We start from the raw sequence: 23845 nt of genomic DNA, 5'->3' as shown, positions 1-23845 counted from the left end.
GACTTCCTTCACCTCCGTGCGATAAGTCAACATCGACTCACTCCGTTCGTCGTGTTTCCTTTATCTCCTACGGCTCAGTCCAGTCCGTACGTCGCTAAACGGGCGCTTGCGCCTTTGTTCATTTATCCGTAAAGTATATAGAAAATTTGATCGTGTAAATGCGTTTATTTATTTCCTCCATACATTCGCATTCTCTACCTTCAATTTGTTGAATTGCCTCAGCTAAAAATCCTGATTCTAATCGAAAATCTGTATGAAAAGGACCATTAAGTTTTAATGCTATTGAATCATCCATTAAATGAAAGATTAGTTCCTTTTTCTTTTCTTTTATTAACTCAAGTTTTCCCCAACCAAATGTCTCAAAAATAAGTATTAGTGTTTCCAATGAATCAATTTCTATATTGCGCGCTATGTTTTTTCCCATGAAATACAATAAAGAGTCCGCTTCCTTACCAAGAATTTCCGGTAAGCCTATATATCTTAGAGCATCATAGCCGGCACCATTCGTATGTAATTTTTCTAGTTGTGAAATTGTTAGTTTATCGGCTTTATCTGACATGGATGTCATCCTTTCTATTCCTCTCGTAAGTTATGCCTAAGGTATAACCTATCGTCTTATCGTCGTTTAAAATGATAACTAAACCATATTATCTATTTTATTTCGTGATTAATCAAGCCGCGATTATGAACTTTTAATATTCCAATATTCCTTTTCTCGATAAATTTAGTGTCTCGTTTTCTTGACGCTTACAATAGTTAGAAGTACAATAAACTTGATAAAAAGATTGTACAATTTTAAAAATAGGAGCAAGTTTGTTTTAAAGCGCTTTATTTTTAATAATTGTACTACAAATTCTATTAACCTACTAAGGGGGGATAAAAATGGCAGTACATAGGGAGTTGTTTTACAGAAGATTACATTCATTACTTGGGGTAGTACCAATTGGACTTTATTTGGTGACGCATTTAGTAGTAAACCATTTTGCTGTTTATGGAGAAGAAGAGTTTAATAGAGCAGCAGGTTTTATGGGAAATCTTCCATTTTTGATCTTATTAGAGATTTTTGTTATTTATCTACCAATCTTATTTCATGCGGTGCTAGGTGTGTACATTGCTCTTACAGCAAACTACAATCTGAAGAATTATGGTTTTTTCCGAAATTGGATGTTTGCTCTGCAACGTATCACTGGGATAGTAACATTAATTTTTATTGTATGGCATGTTTGGGAGACCCGTGTTCAAAAAGCACTAGGAGTAGTAGAAGTTAACTATAGTTTGATGGAAAGTATTCTATCTAGTCCATTTATGTTCTGGTTCTACGTAGTTGGTGTAATTTCAACCGTTTTCCATTTTTCAAATGGACTATGGGGCTTCATGGTTACATGGGGAATTACACAATCTCCTAAATCACAAAAAATCACTACATATGGTGTCGTAGTAGTCTTTCTTGTGCTTAGTTATATTGGAGTAAGATCACTAATCGCATTTGCTTATGGAGTATAGAGACAGAGAAAAAAGGAGTGAGTTATTATGAGTAATCGCAAAATAGCTGTTGTTGGCGGAGGGCTTGCTGGGCTTATGGCTACGATAAAAGCTGCTGAAGCAGGAGTCAACGTAGATTTATTCTCAATTGTACCGGTTAAACGTTCTCACTCAGTATGTGCTCAAGGTGGTATTAATGGAGCGGTAAATACAAAAGGTGAAGGAGATTCACCTTGGATTCACTTTGATGATACTGTTTACGGTGGAGATTTCCTTGCAAATCAGCCTCAGGTTAAAGCAATGTGTGATGCAGCACCTGGCATCATACATATGTTTGACCGTATGGGTGTTATGTTTAACCGTACCCCGGAAGGTTTACTAGACTTTCGTCGATTTGGGGGAACGCAACACCACCGCACTGCATATGCAGGAGCTACAACTGGACAACAATTGTTGTACGCACTAGACGAACAAGTTCGCCGTTATGAAGTAGAAGGCTTAGTAACGAAATATGAAGGTTGGGAATTTGTTGGTGCTGTATTAGATGAAGAAGGAATTGCAAGGGGAATTGTGGCTCAGGATATTAAATCACATGAAATTAAAGCATTCCGTTCTGATGCAACTATCTTTGCAACAGGTGGACCTGGAATCATCTTTGGTAAATCAACGAATTCTATGATTAATACAGGATCAGCTGCAAGTACCTTATATCAACAAGGTGTTAAATATGCAAATGGAGAATTTATTCAGATTCACCCAACTGCAATTCCTGGAGACGATAAACTTCGCTTAATGAGTGAATCTGCTCGTGGTGAAGGTGGTCGTGTATGGACTTATAAAGATGGTGAACCATGGTACTTCCTTGAAGAAAGATACCCAGCATATGGTAATCTAGTTCCTCGTGACATAGCAACACGTGAAATCTTTGATGTTTGTGTGAATGAAAAATTAGGAATTAATGGGGAAAACATGGTATATCTTGATCTTTCACATAAAGATCCTAAAGAATTAGATATTAAACTTGGTGGTATTATAGAAATCTATGAAAAATTCGTCGGTGAGGACCCACGTAAAGTACCTATGAAAATTTTCCCTGCAGTTCATTATTCTATGGGTGGAATGTGGGTCGATATTAATCAAATGACAAACATTCCTGGAATATTTGCTGCTGGGGAATGTGACTACTCACAACATGGTGCGAACCGACTAGGTGCTAACTCCTTATTATCTGCAGTATTTGGTGGATCCGTAGCTGGACCTAAGGCGATTGAATATATTGATGGCCTTGATAAACATGCTGAAGATGTTTCTTCTGAACTATTTGATTCTAAAGTTAGGGAAGAAGAAGAGAAATTTAAAGAATTAATGAGTATGGACGGTAACGAAAATGCATACCAGATTCACCAAGAACTAGGGGAATGGATGACAGATAACGTTACAGTAGTACGTGAAAATACTAGACTTCTAAAAACAGATGAGAAGATACAAGAATTGCTAGAACGTTGGGGAAATATCAACATCAATGATACATCTAGTTGGTCTAACCAAGGTGTTATGTTTACTCGCCAATTAAAAAATATGCTTCATTTGGCAAGAGTAATTACACTTGGTGCTTATAATCGTAACGAGAGTCGTGGAGCACATTATAAACCTGAATTCCCGAAACGTAATGATGAGGAATTTTTAAAGACTACTATCGCTGAATTCGATGAGAAAAATCAAGCACCTAAACTGAGTTATGAAGATGTTGATATATCGTTAATTAAACCACGTGAACGTGATTATACTACAAAACATTGATTGGGGAGAGAAGTAAAATGGCTGAACAAAAGACGGTTACATTTATAATAACTCGACAAGACGGCCCAGATTCTGCTCCTTACGAGGAAACTTTCGAAGTACCTTATCGGAAGAATATGAATGTTATTTCTGGGTTAATGGAAATACGTAAAAATCCTGTTAATGCTAAAGGGGAAAAAACAACACCGGTTCAATGGGATATGAACTGTTTAGAAGAAGTATGTGGTGCTTGTTCTATGGTTATTAATGGTGTTCCGAGACAATCCTGTGCTGCATTAGTAGATGAATTGGAAACTCCAGTTCGTCTAGCGCCAATGTCAACATTCCCAGTTGTTCGTGATTTGATCATTGACCGTGAGCGTATGTTTGATGCATTGAAGCAAGTTAAAGCATGGATTCCTATCGATGGTACACACGATCTTGGTCCAGGGCCACGTATGCCTGAAAAGAAACGCCAATGGGCATATGAATTATCTAAATGTATGTCATGTGGAGTATGTTTAGAATCTTGTCCAAACGTAAATGATAAATCAAACTTTATTGGACCAGCAGCATTATCTCAGGCTCGTCTGTTTAATGCTCACCCAACAGGAGAAATGAACAAGAGTGAACGTTTAGATGGTTTAATGCAAGAAGGTGGAATTAGCGGTTGTGGGAATGCGCAAAATTGTGTACAAGTTTGTCCAAAAGGAATACCGTTAACAACCTCAATTGCAGCAATGAACCGAGCAACTAATATCCAAGCGTTTAAGAATTTCTTTGGTAGTGACAACGCACATTAAAGAAATTATACTTTTTACCTACAAACAAAAACCGACTTCTTTATCGAAGTCGGTTTTTGACATTTACTTGCTTAATCGAGTAAATGGTTTATAAGACCTAATAATCACGTGTAGTTCGGATCTTTCTATTGGGATAAGAACTAATAATTTAAAGTTTCAATTCCCCCATACGAAGAAGTTCAACTACAGCTTGTGATCGCCCCTTAACCCCTAATTTTTGCATAGCATTTGAAATGTGGTTACGGACAGTTTTCTCTGATATAAACAATTCCTGGGCAATTTCTTTTGTTGTTTTGTCTTGTACTAATAGTTCGAATACTTCTTTTTCTCTTTTGGTTAATAACTGCTTCGGTTTATACTCGTTGTCCTTCAAGTGTTAACCCCTCCTTGCTCTTATAGAGCTGCATGTTGAAGGGAAATTATCTAGTCACTATAGCTTATGAGGACGCTGGAAATTAGTGAGTGTTTTCATTCATGAAAAGTAAAATTTCATGAATAAATTTGTATCCAAACTATTATTTGAATTTAATCTAAAACTGGTGGTAATATGTAAGTTAAATAATTTTACCTACATAAATTTTAAAAAAAATGGAAACGGTAACATAGGAATAGTTGACTACATATTATGAAAAAGTAAGGACTTATAACTATTTATTTTAACATATATACACGGAATGGGTTGATATGATAAACTGTTGCTTGTATATATTGAAATAAACTAGAACCTTAAATTTTGGATAAATAACCTAAAAATAAAACAGCACAGAAGAGGCGATTTTTATTGGATAGAGCAATCGGAGTAATTGATTCTGGAGTTGGTGGCTTAACTGTTGTTCAAGAGTTGATGCGTCAATTACCAAAGGAAAAGTTAATTTATTTAGGAGATACAGCAAGATGTCCTTATGGTTCTAGACCTGCTGAAGAAGTGAAATTATTTACTTGGGAAATGGTTCGCTTTTTATTAAATAAAAATATTAAAATGTTAGTTGTGGCTTGTAATACTGCTACCGCTTTTACGCTAAAGGAATTACAGCAGTCATTAGATATTCCGGTTGTTGGTGTAATACAGCCTGGTGCCCGAGCTGCAATAAAATGTACAAATAATAATCATGTTGGTGTAATTGGGACAGAAGGTACGATTCGTAGTAGTGCTTATACGAATGCATTGGAAAAAATAAATGCAGATATTCATGTTTATGGATTGGCGTGTCCTTTATTAGCTCCAATGGTTGAAAATGGAATATTGGCAGGTATGGAAGCAAAATCAGTAGTAGAAGAATCTATTTCACCATTAAAACAAAATAAAGATATGGATACATTGATATTAGGATGTACCCACTATCCATTATTAAAAGACACGATACAAGAAGTTATAGGTAACAATGTAACCATTATTTCTTCTAGTGAAGAGACTGCTAGAGAAACAAGTACTATATTAGACGTACATGGATTATTGAATAGTAAAACAGATGAGCCTATTCATCAATTTTATACTACAGGTGAGCTGAATATATTTATTGAAATAACTAGAAAGATTTTTAAGGATTCAAATTTCAGCAAGTTAGAAATTAAAAGAGCTAGTTTACGAACAAATCAGGAGGTTTAAGCTCCTGATTTTTATTTTACCTTCTCTCCTCATCTATGCTGGTAGCGAATACCAAGTTTTCCGAAATATTTTCATGCATAATCCTGTATGAGATGATGATGAATCCATGCGGAATATGTAATGAATTATTTTTAAATAGAAGTTTCCTACGATAGGTCTATTTTTTTATGATAGCTCGTATACATTATAGTACAAACTATCGTAGGAGGTATTAGCATGAATAAGAAAGGTGCTTTAATCGTTGGCGCGGTTTCGCTTTCGCTTATTTTATCTGGGTGTTTTCAAGGAGAACAGTCATTAGAACAGGAAATGGACCCACCTCAAGATGCGGAGGCTGTAAATAGCTTAGAAGATTCAACTTCTGAGAATAAGAAAGATAATGTAGAATCTAAGGATTCAGCTGACTCCAAGGGGAAGAAAACCAAATCAGATGATGCAGTTACAGAAATGGTTCCTAGAGAATTATACTTAATGGATAAGAATGGGATGGTTGCTGCTCAAACGATTGAATTACCAGGGACATCAGAAGTTGGTAAACAACTCATGGAACATCTGGTGAAAGATGGACCAGTAACCCCTCTACTACCGAATGGGTTTCAAGCCGTGTTACCAGAGGGTACTGAAATTTTAGGACTTAATTTAAAGGAAGATGGTACGATAATTGTAGATGTATCGGAAGAATTTAAAAACTATGAGCCAAATGAGGAAATTAAAATTCTGGAGTCGATGACATACACCTTAACACAATTCGAAAATGTTAAAAAGGTACAATTGTGGATTAATGGACATCCTCAGGAGGAAATGCCAGTTAATGGAACACCAATTGGGAATGGATATGCAAGAGCAAATGGAATAAATGTTGTGGAATCCAATTCAAATGATTTATTAACTGCTACCCCTGTAACGATGTTTTATCCATCTGAACATAATGAAAACAGGTATTATGTTCCTGTAACTCAGTATGTTGATTCAAAAGAGGATGTGGAAATCTATGAAGCAATTGTAGATTCATTGATTCAAGGACCTGGTTACAATTCAAATATTGTCCACGTGTTTAATGAAGGTACTAAATTAAGTAGTGAGCCGGTAATGAAAGATGGAGTTCTTAAATTAATATTTAATGAAGGTATTTTGAAAGATAAAGAGCAGTCTGTTATTTCGGATGAAGTAATGGAGACACTAGTAAGAACTTTAACTGAACAAGCTGGTGTAAAAGCCGTTGATGTAAAAGTTGAAAATGTAGATCAACTCGTGAATGAAAACGGTGAATCATATGAAGAGCCAGTAACAAAGGATACATTTACAAAAACAGAAAAATTATAAAAAGAAAGGGGTTCGAATTTTGAACCTCTTTCTTTATTGTCAGGAAATTATAAAATTTGTATGGCTGTGAATAACATAGATACAGAGATAGCCACGTCCGGCTCCAACGCCCAGCGACTAGCGAGACTTCCTTCACCTCCGTGCGATAAGTCAACATCGACTCACTCCGTTCATCGTGTTTCCTTTATCTCCTACGGCTCAGTCCAGTCCGTACGTCGCTAAACGGGCGCTTCCGCCTTTGATAATTTAGTGCAAGTTTTCTAAAAAATGAGCCTAATGAATTCTCGTGTTGCTTTTTAGCAAAATATGATAAGCTAATGATGGAAATAAGAGGAGGATTTACGTATGAGAAATGATAATCGTGAACATAACCAATTAAGAACTATTGAAATTATTCCGAATTACATAACACATCCAGAAGGTTCGGTACTTATTACAGTTGGGAATACAAAAGTAATTTGTAACGCAAGCATCGAAGACCGTGTTCCTCCATTTATGCGAGGTCAAGGAAAAGGGTGGATTACCGCCGAATATTCAATGCTCCCTCGTGCTACTACCCAAAGAAATATAAGAGAGTCAACTAAAGGTAAGGTTAGTGGTAGAACGATGGAAATTCAACGATTGATTGGTAGAGCATTAAGATCTGTCGTGGATTTAGAAAAAATAGGTGAAAGAACCGTATGGGTAGATTGTGATGTTATTCAAGCGGATGGGGGAACAAGAACTGCATCTATCACAGGCGCATTTGTTGCGGTTGTTTTAGCTTTTGGTGAACTGCTGAAAAATAAAGCGATCAAAGAAATGCCTGTAACGGATTATCTAGCTGCAATTTCTGTGGGTATATTAAAAGAAGGAATAGAAATATTGGATTTAAATTATGAAGAAGACTCAGAAGCAGATGTTGATATGAATATCGTAATGACGGGTTCAGGGGAGTTTGTGGAAATCCAAGGGACTGGAGAAGAAGCAACATTTGGTTTAAATCAGCTAAAAATGATGTTGAAACTTGCTAGTGAGGGGTTAGAGAAAATTATAGAGGTACAAAAAGAGGCAATTGGTGCTTTATCCGAACGAATAGGTGAAACCAAAAAATAAGGAGTTTTTTTATGAAACAAATTATTATTGCCACTAAAAATCGTGGTAAGGCAAAAGAGTTTAAAGAGTTTTTTTCCCAGAAAAATATAGAGGCCCTTTCGTTATTAGATATTGAAAAACAACTTCCAGACGTGGATGAAACTGGTGATACTTTTGAAGAAAATGCATCATTAAAAGCAGAAGAGATAAGCCATATATTAAATAAAGCTGTTTTGTCTGATGATTCCGGGTTAGTTATCGATGCTCTAGACGGAAGACCAGGTGTTTATTCAGCGAGATATGCTGGGGAAGATAAAGACGATGAAGAAAATGTAAAAAAAGTTCTTAAAGAATTAGAAAATATCCCGGAACATGATAGAAATGCACGATTTGTTTGTGTTTTGGCTATAGCGAGACCAGAAGGGCAAACAAAATTAGTTAGAGGGGAATGTGAGGGAAAAATAGCTTTATTCCCTTCCGGTGATAATGGATTTGGTTATGATCCTATTTTTATTCCAGATGGTTATCAACAAACAATGGCCGAGTTAGAGCCAGAAGAAAAAAATCAGATAAGTCATCGTAAACTTGCAATGGATAAGTTAGATGACTTGATAGATATATTGTTTTAGATTTTAAACCAAAGGGGCTGTCATGCGTTATGTATGAAGTATTAATTATTAGTGATAGTCATGGACTAAAAGAAGAAATCACGGAAATTAAAAGTCGGCACCCGAATATTACCATGATTCATTGCGGTGATTCTGAATTGGAATATGATTCGGTAGAACTAGAAGGAATGTATAAAGTTCGTGGAAATTGTGATTTTGATTCAAGATATCCAGAAGAAGAAATTATTTCAATTGGGGGTTTAACGTTTTTCGTTACACATGGACACTTATTCCAGGTAAAGTCAACATTTATGAAGCTATCATATAGGGCAAAAGAACTTGGTGCAGACGTTATCTGTTTCGGCCATTCTCATATTGCTGGGGCTGAACAGAATGACGGGCAATTATTTATTAATCCTGGAAGTATTCGTTTACCTAGAAATAGACACGAAAAAACATATGCAATTGTAAAATGGGAATCCATTGATCATATAAATATTCAATTTTATTCAACGGATGGATTCGAAGTGGAAGAATTATCCTATACAGCATCTTTCTAAAAAGATCATGGGGGTTGGGACATAACGAAATGTTTAACTCAAATGACGGACAATCCCGCAGAATCTCCAGAGCGGTTTATCTACTCCATTATTTCTGTAAAGTTCGGATTTCTCTTATTATAAAACATTTTATCCCAACCTCTGTGAAAAATGACTTATCCCACCTTAATGGGCAGTAAGACTCTCACCAAGCCCCCCACAGATAGAAGTCTTCTTTATTTTTTTATAGAAAGTGTTGACAAAGAATGTCAATTTAACTATAATTAAATTTGTCGTTAAATTATTAATCATACTTAATTTTTAAAATCATGCGGGTGTAGTTAAATGGTATAACCTCAGCCTTCCAAGCTGATGTCGTGGGTTCGATTCCCATCACCCGCTCCATTTATGTCCCAGTAGCTCAGCTGGATAGAGCAACAGCCTTCTAAGCTGTGGGTCGGGAGTTCGAATCTCTCCTGGGACGCTTTGAATCAACTACTAGAGAGAAACCAACTGATTGGTTTCTCTTTTTATGTTTAATTTTAAATATATAGGGAATCTATATGTAATAAAAAACGATTATCTTTATGAAAGAAGGTGAATGAATGCGCATACAACAAGATGATAAAATAATTCTATTTCCGAAATGGAAGAAAGAATTGGAAAAAGCAAGCTTAATCGCTCTTAAGGAAAAAAGATATGATGAAGCTTTAATTAAATTAGATAAGTTAATTAACTATCAAGTAGACAATCATGAAATTATAACCGGAAAGTTAATTTGTCTAATGGAACTAGGTGAATTTAATGAAGCCCAGAATTTATGTGAGGATTTATTAAAACAAGAAGATGAACACTACTATCATTATGTACATATTTATTTAACAATTTTATTTCAAACGAATCAATATAATTTATTAATGGATCAAGTTGAATATGAATTTCAAAAAAAGGATATACCTAAATTACAAAAAGAACAATTTAAACAATTATATGAAATTAGTGAAAAAATGAATATTGATATGAATATGGAGAAGGAGGCAATCCTTTTTCAAGATTTGTTTACAGCTGTAGAGGAAGGTAATTTTGATGAGCAATGGCGGCAAGTGGAGAAATTAAAATCACTTCATGCAAATCCCTCAAATCAAATTATCGAACTTCTTGTAAATGATGACGTTCACCCACTTGCAAAAACAGCAATAATAGAATGGTTAAAAGAAAAGCAATGGACGACTGAAGTAGAGGTTAGTAAGTTTAATGTAACTTTAACTATAATTCCAAAAGAATTAGAATGGGTTAAGGAAAGTGAACCTATATTAGAAACTAAAGCATTACTTCGGGAATTAGAGCAAGATAACCCTTCGTTATTCCATTTGATAACAAAACTGTTATATGATTATACTTATGTCATGTATCCGATAAAACCACCGAAAGATGATTATTTACATATTGCGAAAGCACTAGAACTGATTGGAAAAGAATCTTTAGGAGTTGCATCCAATCAAGTTCCGGAAACAACTAAACAAGTAGAAAATTACATAGAGAAAATAAAATTTAGTGAATCACTTTATCTAAGCATTATTGACAGTTAAGAAGAGATATGTGATAAATGCTTGAAAGCCGAACGAATTATGTTATAATATAGTGGTTGCAAAATACTTAGTAGAGTAAAAAGTAATTATCGTAATTTACATAATTATGAAATGGATATAATAGTTTGTGGAGGGAAATAAATATGTCAGCTAAATGGGAAAAACAAGAAGGTAACAAAGGGGTACTAACATTTGAAGTACCTGCAGATGAATTTGAAAAATCGTTGGATCAAGCCTTCAAAAAAGTAGTCAAAGATGTACAGATGCCTGGATTCCGTAAAGGTAAAGTACCAAGAGGGATTTTTGAAAAACGATTTGGTGTCGAAGCCTTATATCAAGATGCAGTAGACATTGTACTTCCAAATGCATATGGAAAAGCTGTTGAAGAAACAGATATTTTCCCAATTGCACAACCTGAAATTGATATTGAACAAATTGAAAGAGGGAAAGACCTAATTTTCACAGCGAACGTTGAAGTGAAACCTGAAGTGAAACTTGGTGAATATAAAGGTCTAGAAGTAGAAGAACAGTCTGTTGAAGTAACTGACGAGGATGTAGATGCTGAAATCAATCGTCTTCGCGAACGTCATGCAGAATTAGTAGTGAAGGAAGAAGGAGAAATTGAAGAAGGCGATACAGTGGTTATCGACTTTGAAGGTTTCTTGGGTGACGAAGCATTTGAAGGTGGTAAAGGCGAAAATCACTCATTAGAAATTGGTTCCGGTCAATTCATTCCTGGATTTGAAGAACAATTAATTGGTAAAAAGTCTGGTGAAGAAACAGAGGTTAACGTAACATTCCCAGAAGATTATCATGCTGAGGATTTAGCTGGAAAAGAAGCTACTTTTAAAGTTAAAATCCACGAAGTGAAATTTAAAGAATTTCCTGAATTAGATGATGAGTTTGCTAAAGATGTTGATGATGAAGTAGAAACTCTTGAAGCATTAAAACAAAAGAAAAAAGAACAGCTTGAAGAAGAGCGTAAACAAAACGCTGAAAATGAAAAACGCCAACAATTAATTGAAAAAGCTTCTGAAAATGTAGAAGTTGATATTCCTGATGCTATGGTTGAAACTGAATTAAACCAAATGCTTCGTGAGTTTGAACAAAACCTACAAATGCAAGGTCTAACAATGGAAATGTATAGTCAATTCTCTGGTCAAGATGAAGATGCACTAAAAGAACAAATGAAAGAAGATGCAGCTAAACGCGTTCGTACTAATTTAACGCTAGAAGCAATTGCAAAAGCTGAAAATCTTGAAGTTACTGAAGAAGATATTAATGAAGAATTAGAGAAAATGGCAAGCATGTATGGCATGGATGCTAAACAAATCGTTCCATTATTAGGTGGAAATACGGAAGTAATTGAAAGTGATCTTTTAATGAGAAAAGCAATTGACTTCTTAGTGGATCAGAGTAAAGCTGTTTAATAATGATAACGTACGTACTAGAACATTATTAACCACATAATGATAAATGCAACAAGGTGCGAAATATAGGCGCACCTTGTTTTGTCTTATTTATAGTAAAATACTACTTAAAAGAAAATATCTTTCATATAGTATAAGAAATAATTAAAATAACAATAATTATTTTAAAATTATTTTTGGGAGTTTTATCTCACCTAAACGGGCAGTAAGGCTCTCACCTCAAGCTTCCGGGGACAAAGAAGGTGGGTGGGAGATCAACTACCGTAATGGTCCAAGAAGTGCGACTAACCATCAGTGGGGGATGAAGGAAAACCTCCATTGATGGAAGTCTTCTTTATTTGTTTAAGAAAAATCAGTGGTTTTTATTTTGTTTTTTGAAAGTCTTCTGATATGATGGCTATAAATTGAAACCTAGATTTTAGGATATTTAGGGGTGAAAATGTATGTTTAAATTTAATGAAGAAAAAGGACAACTAAAATGTTCGTTTTGTGGGAAAAGTCAAGATCAAGTACGCAAATTAGTTGCCGGACCAGGCGTTTATATATGTGATGAATGTATTGAGCTATGTACGGAAATTGTGGAAGAAGAACTTGGTACGGACGAAGAAATGGAATTAAAAGAAATTCCAAAACCAAAAGAAATTTGTGAAATTCTTGATGACTATGTAATTGGACAAGAAAAAGCTAAAAAGAACTTATCTGTTGCAGTATACAACCATTACAAACGCATTAACTCACCAAAGGGTAATGATGATGTTGAATTGGCTAAAAGTAATATTGCGATGATTGGACCAACTGGTAGTGGTAAAACATTACTCGCACAAACGTTAGCGAGAATCATTAATGTTCCTTTTGCCATGGCTGATGCAACTTCACTTACTGAAGCAGGTTATGTTGGGGAAGATGTTGAAAACATTTTATTAAAGCTAATACAGGCTGCCGATTATGATGTTGAAAAAGCCGAAAAAGGAATCATTTATATTGATGAGATTGATAAAGTGGCTCGTAAATCCGAAAACCCATCTATTACTCGTGATGTTTCCGGAGAAGGGGTACAACAAGCACTTTTAAAAATCTTAGAGGGAACTGTTGCAAGTGTACCACCACAGGGTGGCCGTAAACATCCTCATCAAGAGTTTATACAAATTGATACAACCAACATTTTGTTTATCCTAGGTGGAGCTTTTGACGGTATTGATCAAGTTATTAAACGTCGCTTAGGTAAAAAGGTGATTGGATTTGGCTCAAATTCAAAACAAGAAGACTTAGATATGGGTCAATTGCTTCAACAGGTATTACCAGAAGATTTATTACGCTATGGATTAATTCCTGAGTTTATAGGAAGAATTCCGGTTATCGGTGCACTTCAACCTCTCGATGAGGATGCACTAGTTGAAATTTTAACAAAACCTAAAAATGCATTGGTCAAACAATATGAAAAGCTATTTGAAATGGATAACGTGGAATTAGAAATAGACGAAGAGGCACTAATTGAAGTTGCTAAGAAAGCAATCGAAAGAAAAACAGGTGCTCGAGGATTACGTTCTATTTTAGAAGGAATCATGCTGGATGTTATGTTTGAATTACCATCTAGGGAAGATATTGATAAATGTATTATTACAAAAGATACCATTGTAAATGAAAACGGAAGTCCGACATTAGTATTTAACGACGGAACGGTACAAGAGGGTATCAAAAATCATCCAAAAGAGAGTGCGTAAAAACAAGTTAAAATGATATTATGCAAAAAGAGACTACATAGCAACACGGCTCTCGTCTTTGAGCTGTTGGCTTAGGTTAGTCTCTTTTTTGCAAAAAACTTATTTAGCAGGATAGCATAAAAAGTCTTTCCACTCTGTACAAATGCAACGAAGGCATTTAAATTCCAATATTGCATGTAAGTTTTCTAAATATGTAATTTTTGTTCTAAAAAATGTTTAGTATAATAAGATACGTAAATAATAAATTTGAAGTTGATTTTAGTTTACAAATAAATGTATTAACTTTAAACTTTTAAAGCATACATATAAGTTAATAATTCACATATTTGGAGGTCACATTTCATGACGAAAGATTTAATTCAAGTCCCCCTCCTTCCACTGCGCGGTTTACTCGTATTTCCAACTATGGTTATACATTTAGATGTTGGTAGAGATAAATCTGTTCAAGCTTTAGAAAAAGCAATGATGGATGATCAGACTATATTTTTAGCAGCTCAAAAGAAAGTAAGTCTAGATGAACCAGAAACGAAAGATATTTACCAAATTGGTACATTAGTGAAAGTAAAACAAACATTAAAGCTTCCTAATGGTACAATAAGAGTATTAGTAGAGGGATTACATCGTGGGGAAATCGTACGTTTTATAGAAACGGAAAATGAATTTGTAGTAGAAATAGAAAAGTTAGAAGATATTCATGGCGATAATCATGAAGAAGAAGCGCTTATGAGATCGCTTTTAAATCAATTTGAACAATACATAAAAGTTTCAAGAAAAGTTACGGAAGATACGTTGGCAACAGTTGTTGATATTGAAGAACCAGGTAGGTTAGCGGACATCATTGCTTCTTATCTATCGTTAAAAGTGAAAGAAAAACAAGAAATTCTTGAGATACAAGATGTTAAAAAGAGAATAAAGAAATTAATTCAATATATATCAAATGAAAAAAAGGTATTAGATTTAGAAAAGAAAATTGGACAACGTGTCAAATCATCCATGGAAAAAACACAAAAAGAATACTATCTTCGTGAACAATTAAAAGCAATACAGAAAGAACTTGGGGAGAAAGATGGTAAAACAGGCGAAGTTGACAGCCTTAGAGAAAAGATTGAAGGATCGGATATGCCCGAACATGTTATGGAGGTTGCCCTAAAAGAATTAGATCGATATGAAAAGGTCCCCCAAAGTTCCGGGGAAAGCTCTGTTATTCGTAATTACTTAGAATGGTTATTAGTACTTCCATGGACGAAAAAAACGAAAGATACCATTGATATTAAAAAAGCAGAAAAGGTTTTAAATAGTGAGCACTATGGATTGGAAAAGGTAAAAGAAAGAATTTTAGAATACTTAGCCGTTCAAAAATTAACGAATACAATAAAAGGACCAATATTATGTTTGGTTGGACCACCAGGGGTAGGGAAGACATCATTAGCTAAATCAATTGCTTCCTCTGTTAACCGTAACTTTGTACGGATTTCACTGGGTGGGGTGCGTGACGAAGCAGAAATTAGAGGCCATAGAAGAACTTATATTGGTGCCATGCCAGGTAGAATCATTCAAGGAATGAAAAAAGCTGGTACCATAAATCCGGTGTTTTTACTTGATGAAATTGACAAAATGTCTAACGATTTTCGTGGCGATCCAGCTTCAGCCATGTTAGAAGTTCTTGATCCAGAGCAAAATAGTACTTTTAGTGACCATTTTATTGAAGAGAATTATGATTTATCGAATGTTTTATTTATCGCTACAGCAAATAACGTAAGTTCTATTCCAGGTCCCTTATTAGACCGAATGGAGCTAATTTCACTATCTGGATATACAGAAGTAGAGAAAATGCATATTGCAAAAAAACATTTGATACCAAAACAAGTGAAAGAAAATGGTTTAACTAAAGGAAATTTGCAAATTAGAGATGATGCTTTAATGAAGTTAATTCAAACCTATACTCGAGAAGCCGGGGTACGAGGTCTAGAGAGACAAATCGCAAAGCTTTGTAGAAAAACTGCGAAGGTTATTACGTCGGAAGAGAAAAAGCGTGTTATTATAACCGAAAAAAGTATAGAAGAGTTTCTTGGTAAGCCGATTTTTCGTTATGGATTAATGGAACAGGAAAACCAAGTAGGAACTGCAACAGGACTTGCATATACAACGGTAGGTGGAGATATTTTATCTATTGAGGTTAGTCATTATCCAGGAAAAGGAAAACTCACTTTAACCGGAAAACTAGGAGAAGTCATGCAAGAATCAGCACAGGCTGCATTTAGTTACATTCGTTCCCGTGCAAAAGAACTGAATATTGATCCTGACTTTTACGAAAAATATGACATTCATATACATGTCCCAGAAGGTGCAACTCCAAAAGATGGTCCATCCGCTGGTATTACGATGGCAACTGCTCTGGTTTCCGCTCTATCAGGCCGTGCAGTAAGAAAAGAAGTCGGTATGACCGGGGAAATTACCTTAAGAGGTAGAGTATTGCCTATTGGGGGACTAAAAGAAAAGTCTTTAGGCGCCCATCGAGCTGGATTAACAACGATTATCATTCCGGAAGATAATAGAAAAGATATAGAAAATATTCCGGACAGTGTCAAAGAGGAATTAACATTCATACCTGTAAAGCATTTAGATGAAGTGTTAAAACATGCATTAGTGGAGGAATAAAATGAAAGTAACAGATGCAGAAATAGTAATTAGTGCGGTTAGTAAAAAGCAATACCCAAATGAAGGAGTTCCGGAAATTGCATTAGCAGGTAGATCGAATGTTGGGAAATCTTCTTTTATAAATAAATTAATTAACCGAAAAAGTTTAGCTAGGACATCATCTAAACCTGGTAAAACCCAAACTCTAAATTTCTATAAAATAAATGGATCTTTTTATTTTGTAGACGTCCCAGGATATGGTTATGCGAAGGTTTCCAAAAAGGAAAGAGAAAAATGGGGAAAGATGATGGAAGAATACTTTCAAACACGTGAAACATTAAAGGCTGTTCTTCTCATTACAGATGTTCGCCATGAACCTACTAGAGATGATGTACAAATGTACGATTTTCTGAAATATTATGAATTACCAGTTATCGTTATTGCAACAAAATTAGATAAAGTTCCTAAGAATAAACGGGCACAACACATTAAACGAACAAAACAAACTTTACAAATAGATTCTAATGATGTTGTGATACCTTTTTCATCAGAAACAGGAGAAGGTAAAGACGAGGCATGGGCGCTCATACGGAGCTTCTTGAAATAAAATAGAATAGAAAAAGAAATAACCAATATAAAGATAGAGGTTATTTCTTTTTCTTTAATAAATATATACCTATAATAATTAAAATAATTGGCCAATAATTTGTAACGAAAGGGGTAACATCATTTACCCAATTAAAATAGGCGGATACTTTAGATGAAAAAATCATAAAAATACTAACCCCGATAAATAATATTCCTAAGATATATCCTTTTTTGGTTTTTGTTGCTCTAACGATAAATGCGATTCCAATAATTAACGTATACATTCCCCAATGATTGCTCCAAAAATGATAATGCTCCAAACCATAGGAGTGAATTCCAAGTCCTAATATAATAGTTCCACTAAATAAAAATTGATTATTTTTTTGTATGTAACTATAAAATAAGAATAGGATACCAGTAATGATTAAGATGGTTTGCCAGGAATAAAAATTAGTGATTAGTGGAATTTCTAATTGCTTAAGTAAGAAGAATACCCCAATTACGATTAATATGTATGCTAATAATGAATTCCTTTTCTTCAATTATAACTAATCCCTTCTATAGTTTCGTTTCCTTGCTTATAAATATATTGTATGATAAAGTACATTCGAGTTAAACTAATAACGTTCTTATATAATATTTGTTTCAAATTCTGTTCACATTTATAGAATTTGGTGTATTAAAACTATGTTACAATGTAAATAATATGTCATTTTTAAAAGATAAAGATTTTTGGGGGTAGTCAATTTGCACATTCTTAAAGTAGGACTCAATTATAAAACAGCCCCTGTAGAAATAAGGGAAAAACTAACTTTTCCAGAGAGTACCCTTGAAGAAGCAACGAACGAATTAAAAAAACAAAAAAGTATTTTGGAAAATGTTATTATTTCTACATGTAATCGTACGGAAATTTTTGCTGTTGTTGATCAACTTCATACCGGTCGATATTATATTAAAAAATTTTTAGCAGATTGGTTTGGAGTAGATAAAGAATTATTTTCTCCTTATTTACAAATAGCAGAAAATGATGGTGCCATAGAACATTTATTCCGTGTTTCCGCTGGATTAGATTCAATGGTATTAGGAGAAACTCAAATTTTAGGGCAAGTAAGAGATGCCTTTCTTAAAGCACAAAAAATAAGCACTACAGGTACTATTTTTAATGAATTATTTAAACAAGCCATTACATTTGGAAAACGTGTCCATAACGAAACAGGCATTGGAGAACATGCAGTTTCGATTAGTTATGCAGCAGTTGAATTAGCGAAGAATATTTTTGTGAATCTTAGCGAGAAACATGTTGCTGTCTTGGGTGCTGGTAAAATGGGCGAATTAGCAGCTAAAAATTTACAAGGATCAGGTGTGACGGAAATAACAGTCATTAACCGTACCATTGAAAAAGCGGAAGAATTAGCTGAGGTGTTCCATGCAAGGGCTGTTGGTCTAGATAATCTAGAAAATGTATTAGAAGAAGTTGACATCCTGATTAGCTCTACAGGCTCGAAATCTGTTATTTTAACAAAAGAAATGATTGAAAAAATTCAAATAAAAAGAAACAATAAACCTCTTGTTTTAATAGATATCGCGGTTCCAAGAGATATCGATGCCGACATCAATGGAATGGAAAATGTTTTTCTTTATGATATTGATGATTTACAGGGGGTTATCGACCATAATTTAGAAGCTAGAAAAGAAGCGGCTGAACAAATTGAGCTAATTATTGAACAGGAAATTGTCACATTTAAAGAATGGATTAAAACATTGGGAGTTGTACCGGTTATATCTGCACTTCGCAATAAAGCCTTGTCGATTCAAAAAGAAACGATGAAAAGTATCGAAAGAAAGATGCCTGATCTTACGAAACGTGAAAAAAAGGTGTTAAATAAACATACGAAAAGTATTATTAATCAACTATTGAAAGAGCCAATTACTCAGGCAAAAGAAATGGCTGGAGGAAGTCATGCAGATCACGCCCTTGAACTTTTTGTTGAAATCTTTGGTATTGAAGATGAAGTAAGGGAAGAATTTGCAAAACAGGGCGAAAAAGACGAAACGTTAATGTCTCTTCAAAAAAGTGAATATATTTCTTTTTCACATTTAGAAAAGATTTCAGGTGTAAATTAATATTTTTTCTGTTAAAAACCAGAAGGCTTTATGCTTTCTGGTTTTTACCTGCACGAATCTTATTGTTTTTCAAATAGTTTAAAAAAGGTTAAAATATATGTGTTATCACTTAATTTAATTATATCTTAGAAATGTAAAATATGTAGCTATGAGTAATTTTGTATAAGGAAAGCCACGTCCGGCTCCAGCGCCCAGCAACTAGCAAACTTCATGCTCCTCCACTACGATAAAGAAGACTTGCCGATTCGTGAAACGAGAGGCTTAGTCGCACTTATACCCTTGTGGTGAAAGTCAACATCGGTTCGCTTACAGCTCACCGTGTTTCCTTTATCTCATTGCTATAGAGGAATGTCCGATTAAGAACGCCGCTTTGCGCGGCAACATCGGACCACCTGGCATGGCCAGGCGCAGTTTGTACGTTGCTAAACGGGCGGTTACGCCTTTGTTCATGGCAACACGATTTAGGAGGATTTATTCATGCGAAAAATCGTCGTAGGATCAAGAAGAAGTAATCTAGCATTAACACAAACGAAATGGGTTATCAATGAACTTAAAAAAGCTGGTGTCCCAAACGAATTTGAGATAAAAGAAATTGTAACAAAAGGGGATCGTATTTTAGATGTCACTCTATCTAAAGTCGGCGGAAAAGGTTTATTTGTTAAAGAAATTGAACAGGCAATGTATGATAAAGAAATAGATATTGCGGTCCATAGTATGAAAGATATGCCATCCGTAATGCCAGAAGGGCTTGTTATTTCGTCTATCCCTGTTAGAGAAGATCCTCGAGATGCATTCGTATCTAAAAATAATATTACTTTAAAAAATTTACCTGAAGGAGCTAATGTTGGAACAAGTAGCTTGCGTCGTGCAGCACAAGTTCTTAAAGCAAGACCCGATATAAATATTAAATGGATTCGTGGAAATATTGAGACAAGAATTCGAAAACTTCATGAAGAAGATTATGATGCTATTATTTTAGCAGCTTCTGGATTAAAACGAGCAGGTCATGATAATGGAATTGTAACGGAGTATTTAGAACCCGAAGTAGTTGTTCCTGCAGTCGGACAAGGTGCTTTAGCAATCGAATGTAGAGAAGATGATCAGGAAATACGTGAAATATTAAATAAGATTAATGATAGTTACACAGCTAGAACCGTAACTGCTGAAAGAACTTTTCTTCAATTATTAGATGGTGGTTGCCAAGTTCCGATTGGTGGATATGCCTATCTGGAAGACGATGAAATAGTGTTAACCGCATTAGTCGGTACACCTGATGGTAAAACAATATTAAAAGAGGTTGTTCGTGGTACTGATCCAAAAGCAGTTGGTGAGGAAGCAGCTACATTATTAATAAACCAAGGTGGCAAAGAAATAGTAGAAAGGGTAAAAGAGGAGCTTGATAAATGATAGCACCTCTAAGAAGTAAAAAAATTATTGTGACAAGGGAAAATGCAGGTGGAAAAATCTTCTCTAAAAAAATTAGTCAATATGGTGGTATTCCAATTGAAGTCCCCTTGTTGCGTATTGACTGTGATGATCGTGATGAAAACAGGCGAATTATGAAACAACTGGATCACTTTGATTGGTTTATTTTCACAAGTGCCAATGGTGTAGAATATTTTTTTAAATTGGCTAATAAACATCAAATTTCCCATGAAATATTAAACGCAAAAAATATTGCAGTAGTAGGTGAAAAAACAAATCAGAAATTGAAGAAATATGGTTATTCAGCTGATTTTGTACCTACTGTTTATGATGCGAACACGCTTAGCAAAGAATTCTTAGCTAAATTTCAAAATCCAGGAGAAATTCTACTCATCCGTGGTAATCTATCTAGGGATGTTTTACCAAGTGAATTGAAGAAAGCGAATCTTTCATTTACAAGTCTTTATGTTTATAAAACAACTATAAATTTCAAAAGTAAAAACTTACTAAATGAAATATTACAAAGGGAATTTGACTTTATCACATTTACAAGTCCATCCACAATTGATGCTTATTTCGAATTATCAGGGTATTTAGTAGATAAACCATGTGTTTGTATTGGAACAACTACGGAAAATAAGGCAAGGGAAAAAGGGTTTTCTACCATATTGACGCCAAAGGTTTTTACTGTAGATGCAATGATCGATATTATCATTGATTATATAAATAAAAAGGAGCATATATAATGGATTTTAAAAGACATAGAAACTTACGTTCATCCGCTTCCATGCGTTCATTAGTTCGAGAAACGCATTTACGTGTGAATGATTTTATTTATCCAATGTTTGTAATAGAAGGGAATAATATTCGTGACGAAGTTCCTTCCATGCCAGGGGTTTATCAAATATCGATGGACTTATTACTAGAAGAAGTAAAAGAAGTTTATGAATTAGGAATCAAAGCAATAATGTTTTTTGGTGTAGTTACTGCAAAGGATGAAATTGGAACAGGTGCTTTTATGGATGATGGGATTGTTCAAACGGCTACACGGATGGTGAAAGAAAACTATCCGGATTTATTAGTAGTTGCTGATACATGTCTTTGTGAATATACAGACCATGGTCATTGTGGTGTCATTCATAATCATGATGTTGATAATGATGAATCTTTGAAAGTTCTAGCTAAAACAGCAGTTTCTCAGGCAAAAGCGGGAGCGGATATTATCGCCCCATCAAATATGATGGATGGTTTTGTTGTAGCAATTCGTCAAGCTCTGGATGAAGCAGGTTTTGAAAATATTCCCATCATGTCTTATGCAGTAAAATATGCATCTGCATTTTATGGTCCATTCCGTGATGCGGCTGATAGTGCACCACAATTTGGGGATCGTAAAACCTATCAAATGGATCCAGCAAATCGTTTGGAAGCTATACGTGAGGTTGAATCAGATATTGAAGAAGGTGCAGATTTTATTATGGTAAAACCTGCATTATCCTTTTTAGATATTATTAGAGATGTACGCAATCATGTTAATGTGCCGGTTGTCGCTTATAATGTTAGTGGAGAGTACGCAATGATTAAAGCTGCTGCACAAAATGGCTGGATTGATGAGAAAAGTATCGTTATGGAAATGTTGACATCAATGAAGCGTGCGGGTGCAGATATTATTTTGACGTATTTTGCTAAAGACGTCGCAACTTGGTTAAAAGATGATAAATAAGTGGAGGTGTATGGATTGAGAAATTTTGAAAAGTCTCATGAAATATATGAAGAAGCTGTTAATTTACTACCAGGTGGTGTTAATTCACCTGTTCGTGCTTTCAAATCAGTTAACATGGCTCCGATTGTAATGGAATCAGGAAAAGGATCAAAAATATACGATGCAGATGGTAATGAATACATTGACTATGTACTAAGTTGGGGACCTCTTATTTTAGGTCATGCAAATGATCGAGTAGTTGGAAAGTTAAAAGAAGTCGTGGAAAAAGGGACGAGCTTTGGTGCAAATACTGAAATAGAAAACAAATTAGCTAAATTAGTCATTGAACGGGTACCTTCTATAGAAATGGTTCGAATGGTAAACTCGGGTACAGAAGCAACGATGAGTGCGATAAGACTTGCTAGAGGATACACTGGTAGGGATCTTATCATGAAGTTTGAAGGTAGTTATCATGGTCATGGAGATTCCTTACTTATTAAGGCGGGTTCTGGAGTTGCTACATTAGGCTTACCAGATAGTCCCGGTGTACCAAGTTCCATTGCTAGTAACACGATTACAGTACCATTCAACGATTTAGATAGTGTTAAACTTGCTTTTGAAAAATATGGTAAAAATATTGCTGCCGTTATTATGGAGCCTGTTTGTGGTAACATGGGTGTTGTACCACCGGAAAATGCATTTTTACAAGAAATGAGAAAAATTACGGAGCAAAATGGTTCCTTACTTATTTTTGACGAAGTTATGACAGGATTCCGAGTTGGATACCATTCCGCTCAAGGATATTTTGATGTTAATCCGGATTTAACTTGTCTAGGTAAAGTTATTGGTGGTGGTTTACCTGTTGGTGCATTTGGCGGAAAACGTGAAATAATGGAACAAATTGCTCCTGTGGGTCCTATTTATCAAGCGGGAACTTTATCAGGTAACCCATTAGCAATGACAGCCGGTTTTGAAACAATTTCAGCTTTAACCAAGCAGTCCTATGAGGAAATAAATAAAAAGGCTGATCGATTAGTAGAGGGTTTTAAACAAGCGGCAGAAGATTACGAAATTCCACTACATATTAACAGAGCTGGATCCATGTTAGGTGTATTCTTTACAAATGAGAAAGTGGTTAATTTCGACGCTGCAAAAACATCCAATCTGGAGTATTTTTCTAAATATTATCAAGCAATGATTGAAGAAGGTATATTTTTACCACCTTCCCAATTTGAAGGTTTATTCCTATCAACCGAACATACGGATGCCGACATCGAAAAAACAATTGAAGCTATTCGAAAAGCATTCTCTAAACTTAAATAATTTAAAAAAGCTATTCCCAACTGAAACGGGGATAGCTTTTTTCATGCATAACCAAATACACTTTCTCATATAAATGATTAAGACACATTAAGCAT

21 protein-coding genes and 2 tRNA genes are annotated in these 23845 nt (G+C 34.8%); 20 read left to right on the top strand and 3 right to left on the bottom strand.

The features are described 5' to 3' along the window. Positions 1 to 118 precede the first annotated feature (118 nt). Positions 119 to 559 carry a DUF2507 domain-containing protein gene (locus tag KM885_RS02125; protein WP_047183689.1) on the bottom strand — a complete coding sequence of 147 codons (441 nt, stop codon included), beginning with the start codon at positions 557 to 559 and terminating at the stop codon, positions 119 to 121. A 323-nt stretch (positions 560 to 882) separates the two neighbouring features. Between KM885_RS02125 and KM885_RS02120 the strand changes: the two genes are divergently transcribed. Genes KM885_RS02120 through sdhB form a run of 3 tightly spaced genes read left to right on the top strand, consistent with a single transcriptional unit; the run spans position 883 to position 4064 of the window. After that, positions 883 to 1503, top strand: coding sequence for a succinate dehydrogenase cytochrome b558 subunit (locus KM885_RS02120; protein ID WP_047183690.1), 621 nt, complete (start codon positions 883 to 885; stop codon positions 1501 to 1503). 27 nt (positions 1504 to 1530) lie between these two features. Then, positions 1531 to 3282, top strand: a complete 1752-nt coding sequence (gene sdhA, locus KM885_RS02115) for a succinate dehydrogenase flavoprotein subunit (RefSeq protein WP_047183691.1) — start codon at positions 1531 to 1533, stop codon at positions 3280 to 3282. 17 nt (positions 3283 to 3299) lie between these two features. Next, positions 3300 to 4064: a succinate dehydrogenase iron-sulfur subunit gene (gene sdhB, locus KM885_RS02110; protein WP_047183692.1), complete on the top strand. Its 765-nt coding sequence runs from the start codon at positions 3300 to 3302 to the stop codon at positions 4062 to 4064. Positions 4065 to 4212: 148 nt separating this feature from the next. On the opposite strand, the gene KM885_RS02105 is transcribed toward sdhB, so the two are convergent. After that, positions 4213 to 4437, bottom strand: a complete 225-nt coding sequence (locus tag KM885_RS02105) for a helix-turn-helix domain-containing protein (protein WP_010651078.1) — start codon at positions 4435 to 4437, stop codon at positions 4213 to 4215. Positions 4438 to 4845: 408 nt separating this feature from the next. Between KM885_RS02105 and racE the strand changes: the two genes are divergently transcribed. The 12 genes from racE to yihA all read left to right on the top strand — a co-directional run bounded on the left by racE (position 4846) and on the right by yihA (position 17198). Next, a complete protein-coding gene (gene racE / locus KM885_RS02100; RefSeq protein ID WP_047183693.1) occupies positions 4846 to 5670 on the top strand; it encodes a glutamate racemase in 825 nt (274 codons plus the stop codon). A 216-nt stretch (positions 5671 to 5886) separates the two neighbouring features. Next, positions 5887 to 6993: a GerMN domain-containing protein gene (locus KM885_RS02095; RefSeq protein WP_047183694.1), complete on the top strand. Its 1107-nt coding sequence runs from the start codon at positions 5887 to 5889 to the stop codon at positions 6991 to 6993. Between the two features lie 345 nt (positions 6994 to 7338). Then, on the top strand, positions 7339 to 8088 hold the full coding sequence (rph, locus tag KM885_RS02090) for a ribonuclease PH (RefSeq protein WP_047183695.1): 750 nt from the start codon (positions 7339 to 7341) through the stop codon (positions 8086 to 8088). Between the two features lie 11 nt (positions 8089 to 8099). Beyond that, positions 8100 to 8696, top strand: a complete 597-nt coding sequence (locus KM885_RS02085; RefSeq protein ID WP_047183696.1) for an XTP/dITP diphosphatase — start codon at positions 8100 to 8102, stop codon at positions 8694 to 8696. A gap of 29 nt (positions 8697 to 8725) precedes the next feature. Continuing rightward, positions 8726 to 9235, top strand: coding sequence for a metallophosphoesterase (locus KM885_RS02080; protein WP_047183697.1), 510 nt, complete (start codon positions 8726 to 8728; stop codon positions 9233 to 9235). Positions 9236 to 9545: 310 nt separating this feature from the next. Continuing rightward, a tRNA-Gly gene (locus KM885_RS02075) sits at positions 9546 to 9619 on the top strand. Between the two features lie 5 nt (positions 9620 to 9624). Continuing rightward, a tRNA-Arg gene (locus tag KM885_RS02070) sits at positions 9625 to 9698 on the top strand. Positions 9699 to 9819: 121 nt separating this feature from the next. Then, positions 9820 to 10803, top strand: a complete 984-nt coding sequence (locus tag KM885_RS02065; protein WP_047183698.1) for a tetratricopeptide repeat protein — start codon at positions 9820 to 9822, stop codon at positions 10801 to 10803. A 143-nt stretch (positions 10804 to 10946) separates the two neighbouring features. Continuing rightward, the gene (gene tig / locus KM885_RS02060) at positions 10947 to 12233 is read left to right on the top strand and encodes a trigger factor (RefSeq protein ID WP_204797694.1); all 1287 of its coding nucleotides are present in this window, start codon (positions 10947 to 10949) and stop codon (positions 12231 to 12233) included. A 443-nt stretch (positions 12234 to 12676) separates the two neighbouring features. After that, positions 12677 to 13954: an ATP-dependent protease ATP-binding subunit ClpX gene (gene clpX, locus KM885_RS02055; RefSeq protein WP_060667958.1), complete on the top strand. Its 1278-nt coding sequence runs from the start codon at positions 12677 to 12679 to the stop codon at positions 13952 to 13954. Positions 13955 to 14296: 342 nt separating this feature from the next. After that, positions 14297 to 16612 carry an endopeptidase La gene (lon, locus tag KM885_RS02050; RefSeq protein WP_047183701.1) on the top strand — a complete coding sequence of 772 codons (2316 nt, stop codon included), beginning with the start codon at positions 14297 to 14299 and terminating at the stop codon, positions 16610 to 16612. A 1-nt stretch (position 16613) separates the two neighbouring features. Beyond that, positions 16614 to 17198, top strand: a complete 585-nt coding sequence (gene yihA / locus KM885_RS02045) for a ribosome biogenesis GTP-binding protein YihA/YsxC (protein WP_047183702.1) — start codon at positions 16614 to 16616, stop codon at positions 17196 to 17198. A 40-nt stretch (positions 17199 to 17238) separates the two neighbouring features. On the opposite strand, the gene KM885_RS02040 is transcribed toward yihA, so the two are convergent. After that, positions 17239 to 17721 carry a LiaI-LiaF-like domain-containing protein gene (locus KM885_RS02040; protein WP_047183703.1) on the bottom strand — a complete coding sequence of 161 codons (483 nt, stop codon included), beginning with the start codon at positions 17719 to 17721 and terminating at the stop codon, positions 17239 to 17241. 205 nt (positions 17722 to 17926) lie between these two features. On the opposite strand from KM885_RS02040, the gene hemA reads away from it, so the two are divergent. From hemA to hemL, 5 genes are all read left to right on the top strand, one after another. Further along, positions 17927 to 19303 carry a glutamyl-tRNA reductase gene (gene hemA, locus KM885_RS02035; RefSeq protein ID WP_047183704.1) on the top strand — a complete coding sequence of 459 codons (1377 nt, stop codon included), beginning with the start codon at positions 17927 to 17929 and terminating at the stop codon, positions 19301 to 19303. Between the two features lie 477 nt (positions 19304 to 19780). Further along, positions 19781 to 20710, top strand: coding sequence for a hydroxymethylbilane synthase (gene hemC, locus KM885_RS02030; RefSeq protein ID WP_216883482.1), 930 nt, complete (start codon positions 19781 to 19783; stop codon positions 20708 to 20710). Further along, the gene (locus KM885_RS02025; RefSeq protein ID WP_060667953.1) at positions 20707 to 21474 is read left to right on the top strand and encodes a uroporphyrinogen-III synthase; all 768 of its coding nucleotides are present in this window, start codon (positions 20707 to 20709) and stop codon (positions 21472 to 21474) included. Before hemC ends, KM885_RS02025 begins: the two co-directional genes overlap by 4 nt. Continuing rightward, positions 21474 to 22448: a porphobilinogen synthase gene (hemB, locus tag KM885_RS02020; protein WP_047183707.1), complete on the top strand. Its 975-nt coding sequence runs from the start codon at positions 21474 to 21476 to the stop codon at positions 22446 to 22448. Before KM885_RS02025 ends, hemB begins: the two co-directional genes overlap by 1 nt. Before the next feature lie 15 nt (positions 22449 to 22463). Beyond that, entirely contained in the window at positions 22464 to 23750 is a 1287-nt protein-coding gene (gene hemL, locus KM885_RS02015; protein WP_047183708.1) for a glutamate-1-semialdehyde 2,1-aminomutase, read from the top strand. The last annotated feature ends 95 nt before the right edge of the window (positions 23751 to 23845 follow it).

Source organism: Oceanobacillus caeni, from assembly GCF_019037185.1.
GTDB classification, from domain to species: domain Bacteria; phylum Bacillota; class Bacilli; order Bacillales; family Amphibacillaceae; genus Oceanobacillus; species Oceanobacillus caeni.
This window is presented reverse-complemented; position numbering and strand designations above follow the sequence as displayed.

Coding starts and splice junctions, on each gene's coding strand:
- KM885_RS02085 (WP_047183696.1), top strand. CDS start 8,100: ATGAAACAAATTATTATTGCCACTAAAAATCGTGGTAAGGCAAAAGAG.
- KM885_RS02065 (WP_047183698.1), top strand. CDS start 9,820: ATGCGCATACAACAAGATGATAAAATAATTCTATTTCCGAAATGGAAG.
- KM885_RS02125 (WP_047183689.1), bottom strand. CDS start 559: ATGTCAGATAAAGCCGATAAACTAACAATTTCACAACTAGAAAAATTA.
- KM885_RS02080 (WP_047183697.1), top strand. CDS start 8,726: ATGTATGAAGTATTAATTATTAGTGATAGTCATGGACTAAAAGAAGAA.
- KM885_RS02120 (WP_047183690.1), top strand. CDS start 883: ATGGCAGTACATAGGGAGTTGTTTTACAGAAGATTACATTCATTACTT.
- sdhA (WP_047183691.1), top strand. CDS start 1,531: ATGAGTAATCGCAAAATAGCTGTTGTTGGCGGAGGGCTTGCTGGGCTT.
- yihA (WP_047183702.1), top strand. CDS start 16,614: ATGAAAGTAACAGATGCAGAAATAGTAATTAGTGCGGTTAGTAAAAAG.
- tig (WP_204797694.1), top strand. CDS start 10,947: ATGTCAGCTAAATGGGAAAAACAAGAAGGTAACAAAGGGGTACTAACA.
- clpX (WP_060667958.1), top strand. CDS start 12,677: ATGTTTAAATTTAATGAAGAAAAAGGACAACTAAAATGTTCGTTTTGT.
- hemB (WP_047183707.1), top strand. CDS start 21,474: ATGGATTTTAAAAGACATAGAAACTTACGTTCATCCGCTTCCATGCGT.
- rph (WP_047183695.1), top strand. CDS start 7,339: ATGAGAAATGATAATCGTGAACATAACCAATTAAGAACTATTGAAATT.
- hemC (WP_216883482.1), top strand. CDS start 19,781: ATGCGAAAAATCGTCGTAGGATCAAGAAGAAGTAATCTAGCATTAACA.
- lon (WP_047183701.1), top strand. CDS start 14,297: ATGACGAAAGATTTAATTCAAGTCCCCCTCCTTCCACTGCGCGGTTTA.
- KM885_RS02095 (WP_047183694.1), top strand. CDS start 5,887: ATGAATAAGAAAGGTGCTTTAATCGTTGGCGCGGTTTCGCTTTCGCTT.
- sdhB (WP_047183692.1), top strand. CDS start 3,300: ATGGCTGAACAAAAGACGGTTACATTTATAATAACTCGACAAGACGGC.
- KM885_RS02025 (WP_060667953.1), top strand. CDS start 20,707: ATGATAGCACCTCTAAGAAGTAAAAAAATTATTGTGACAAGGGAAAAT.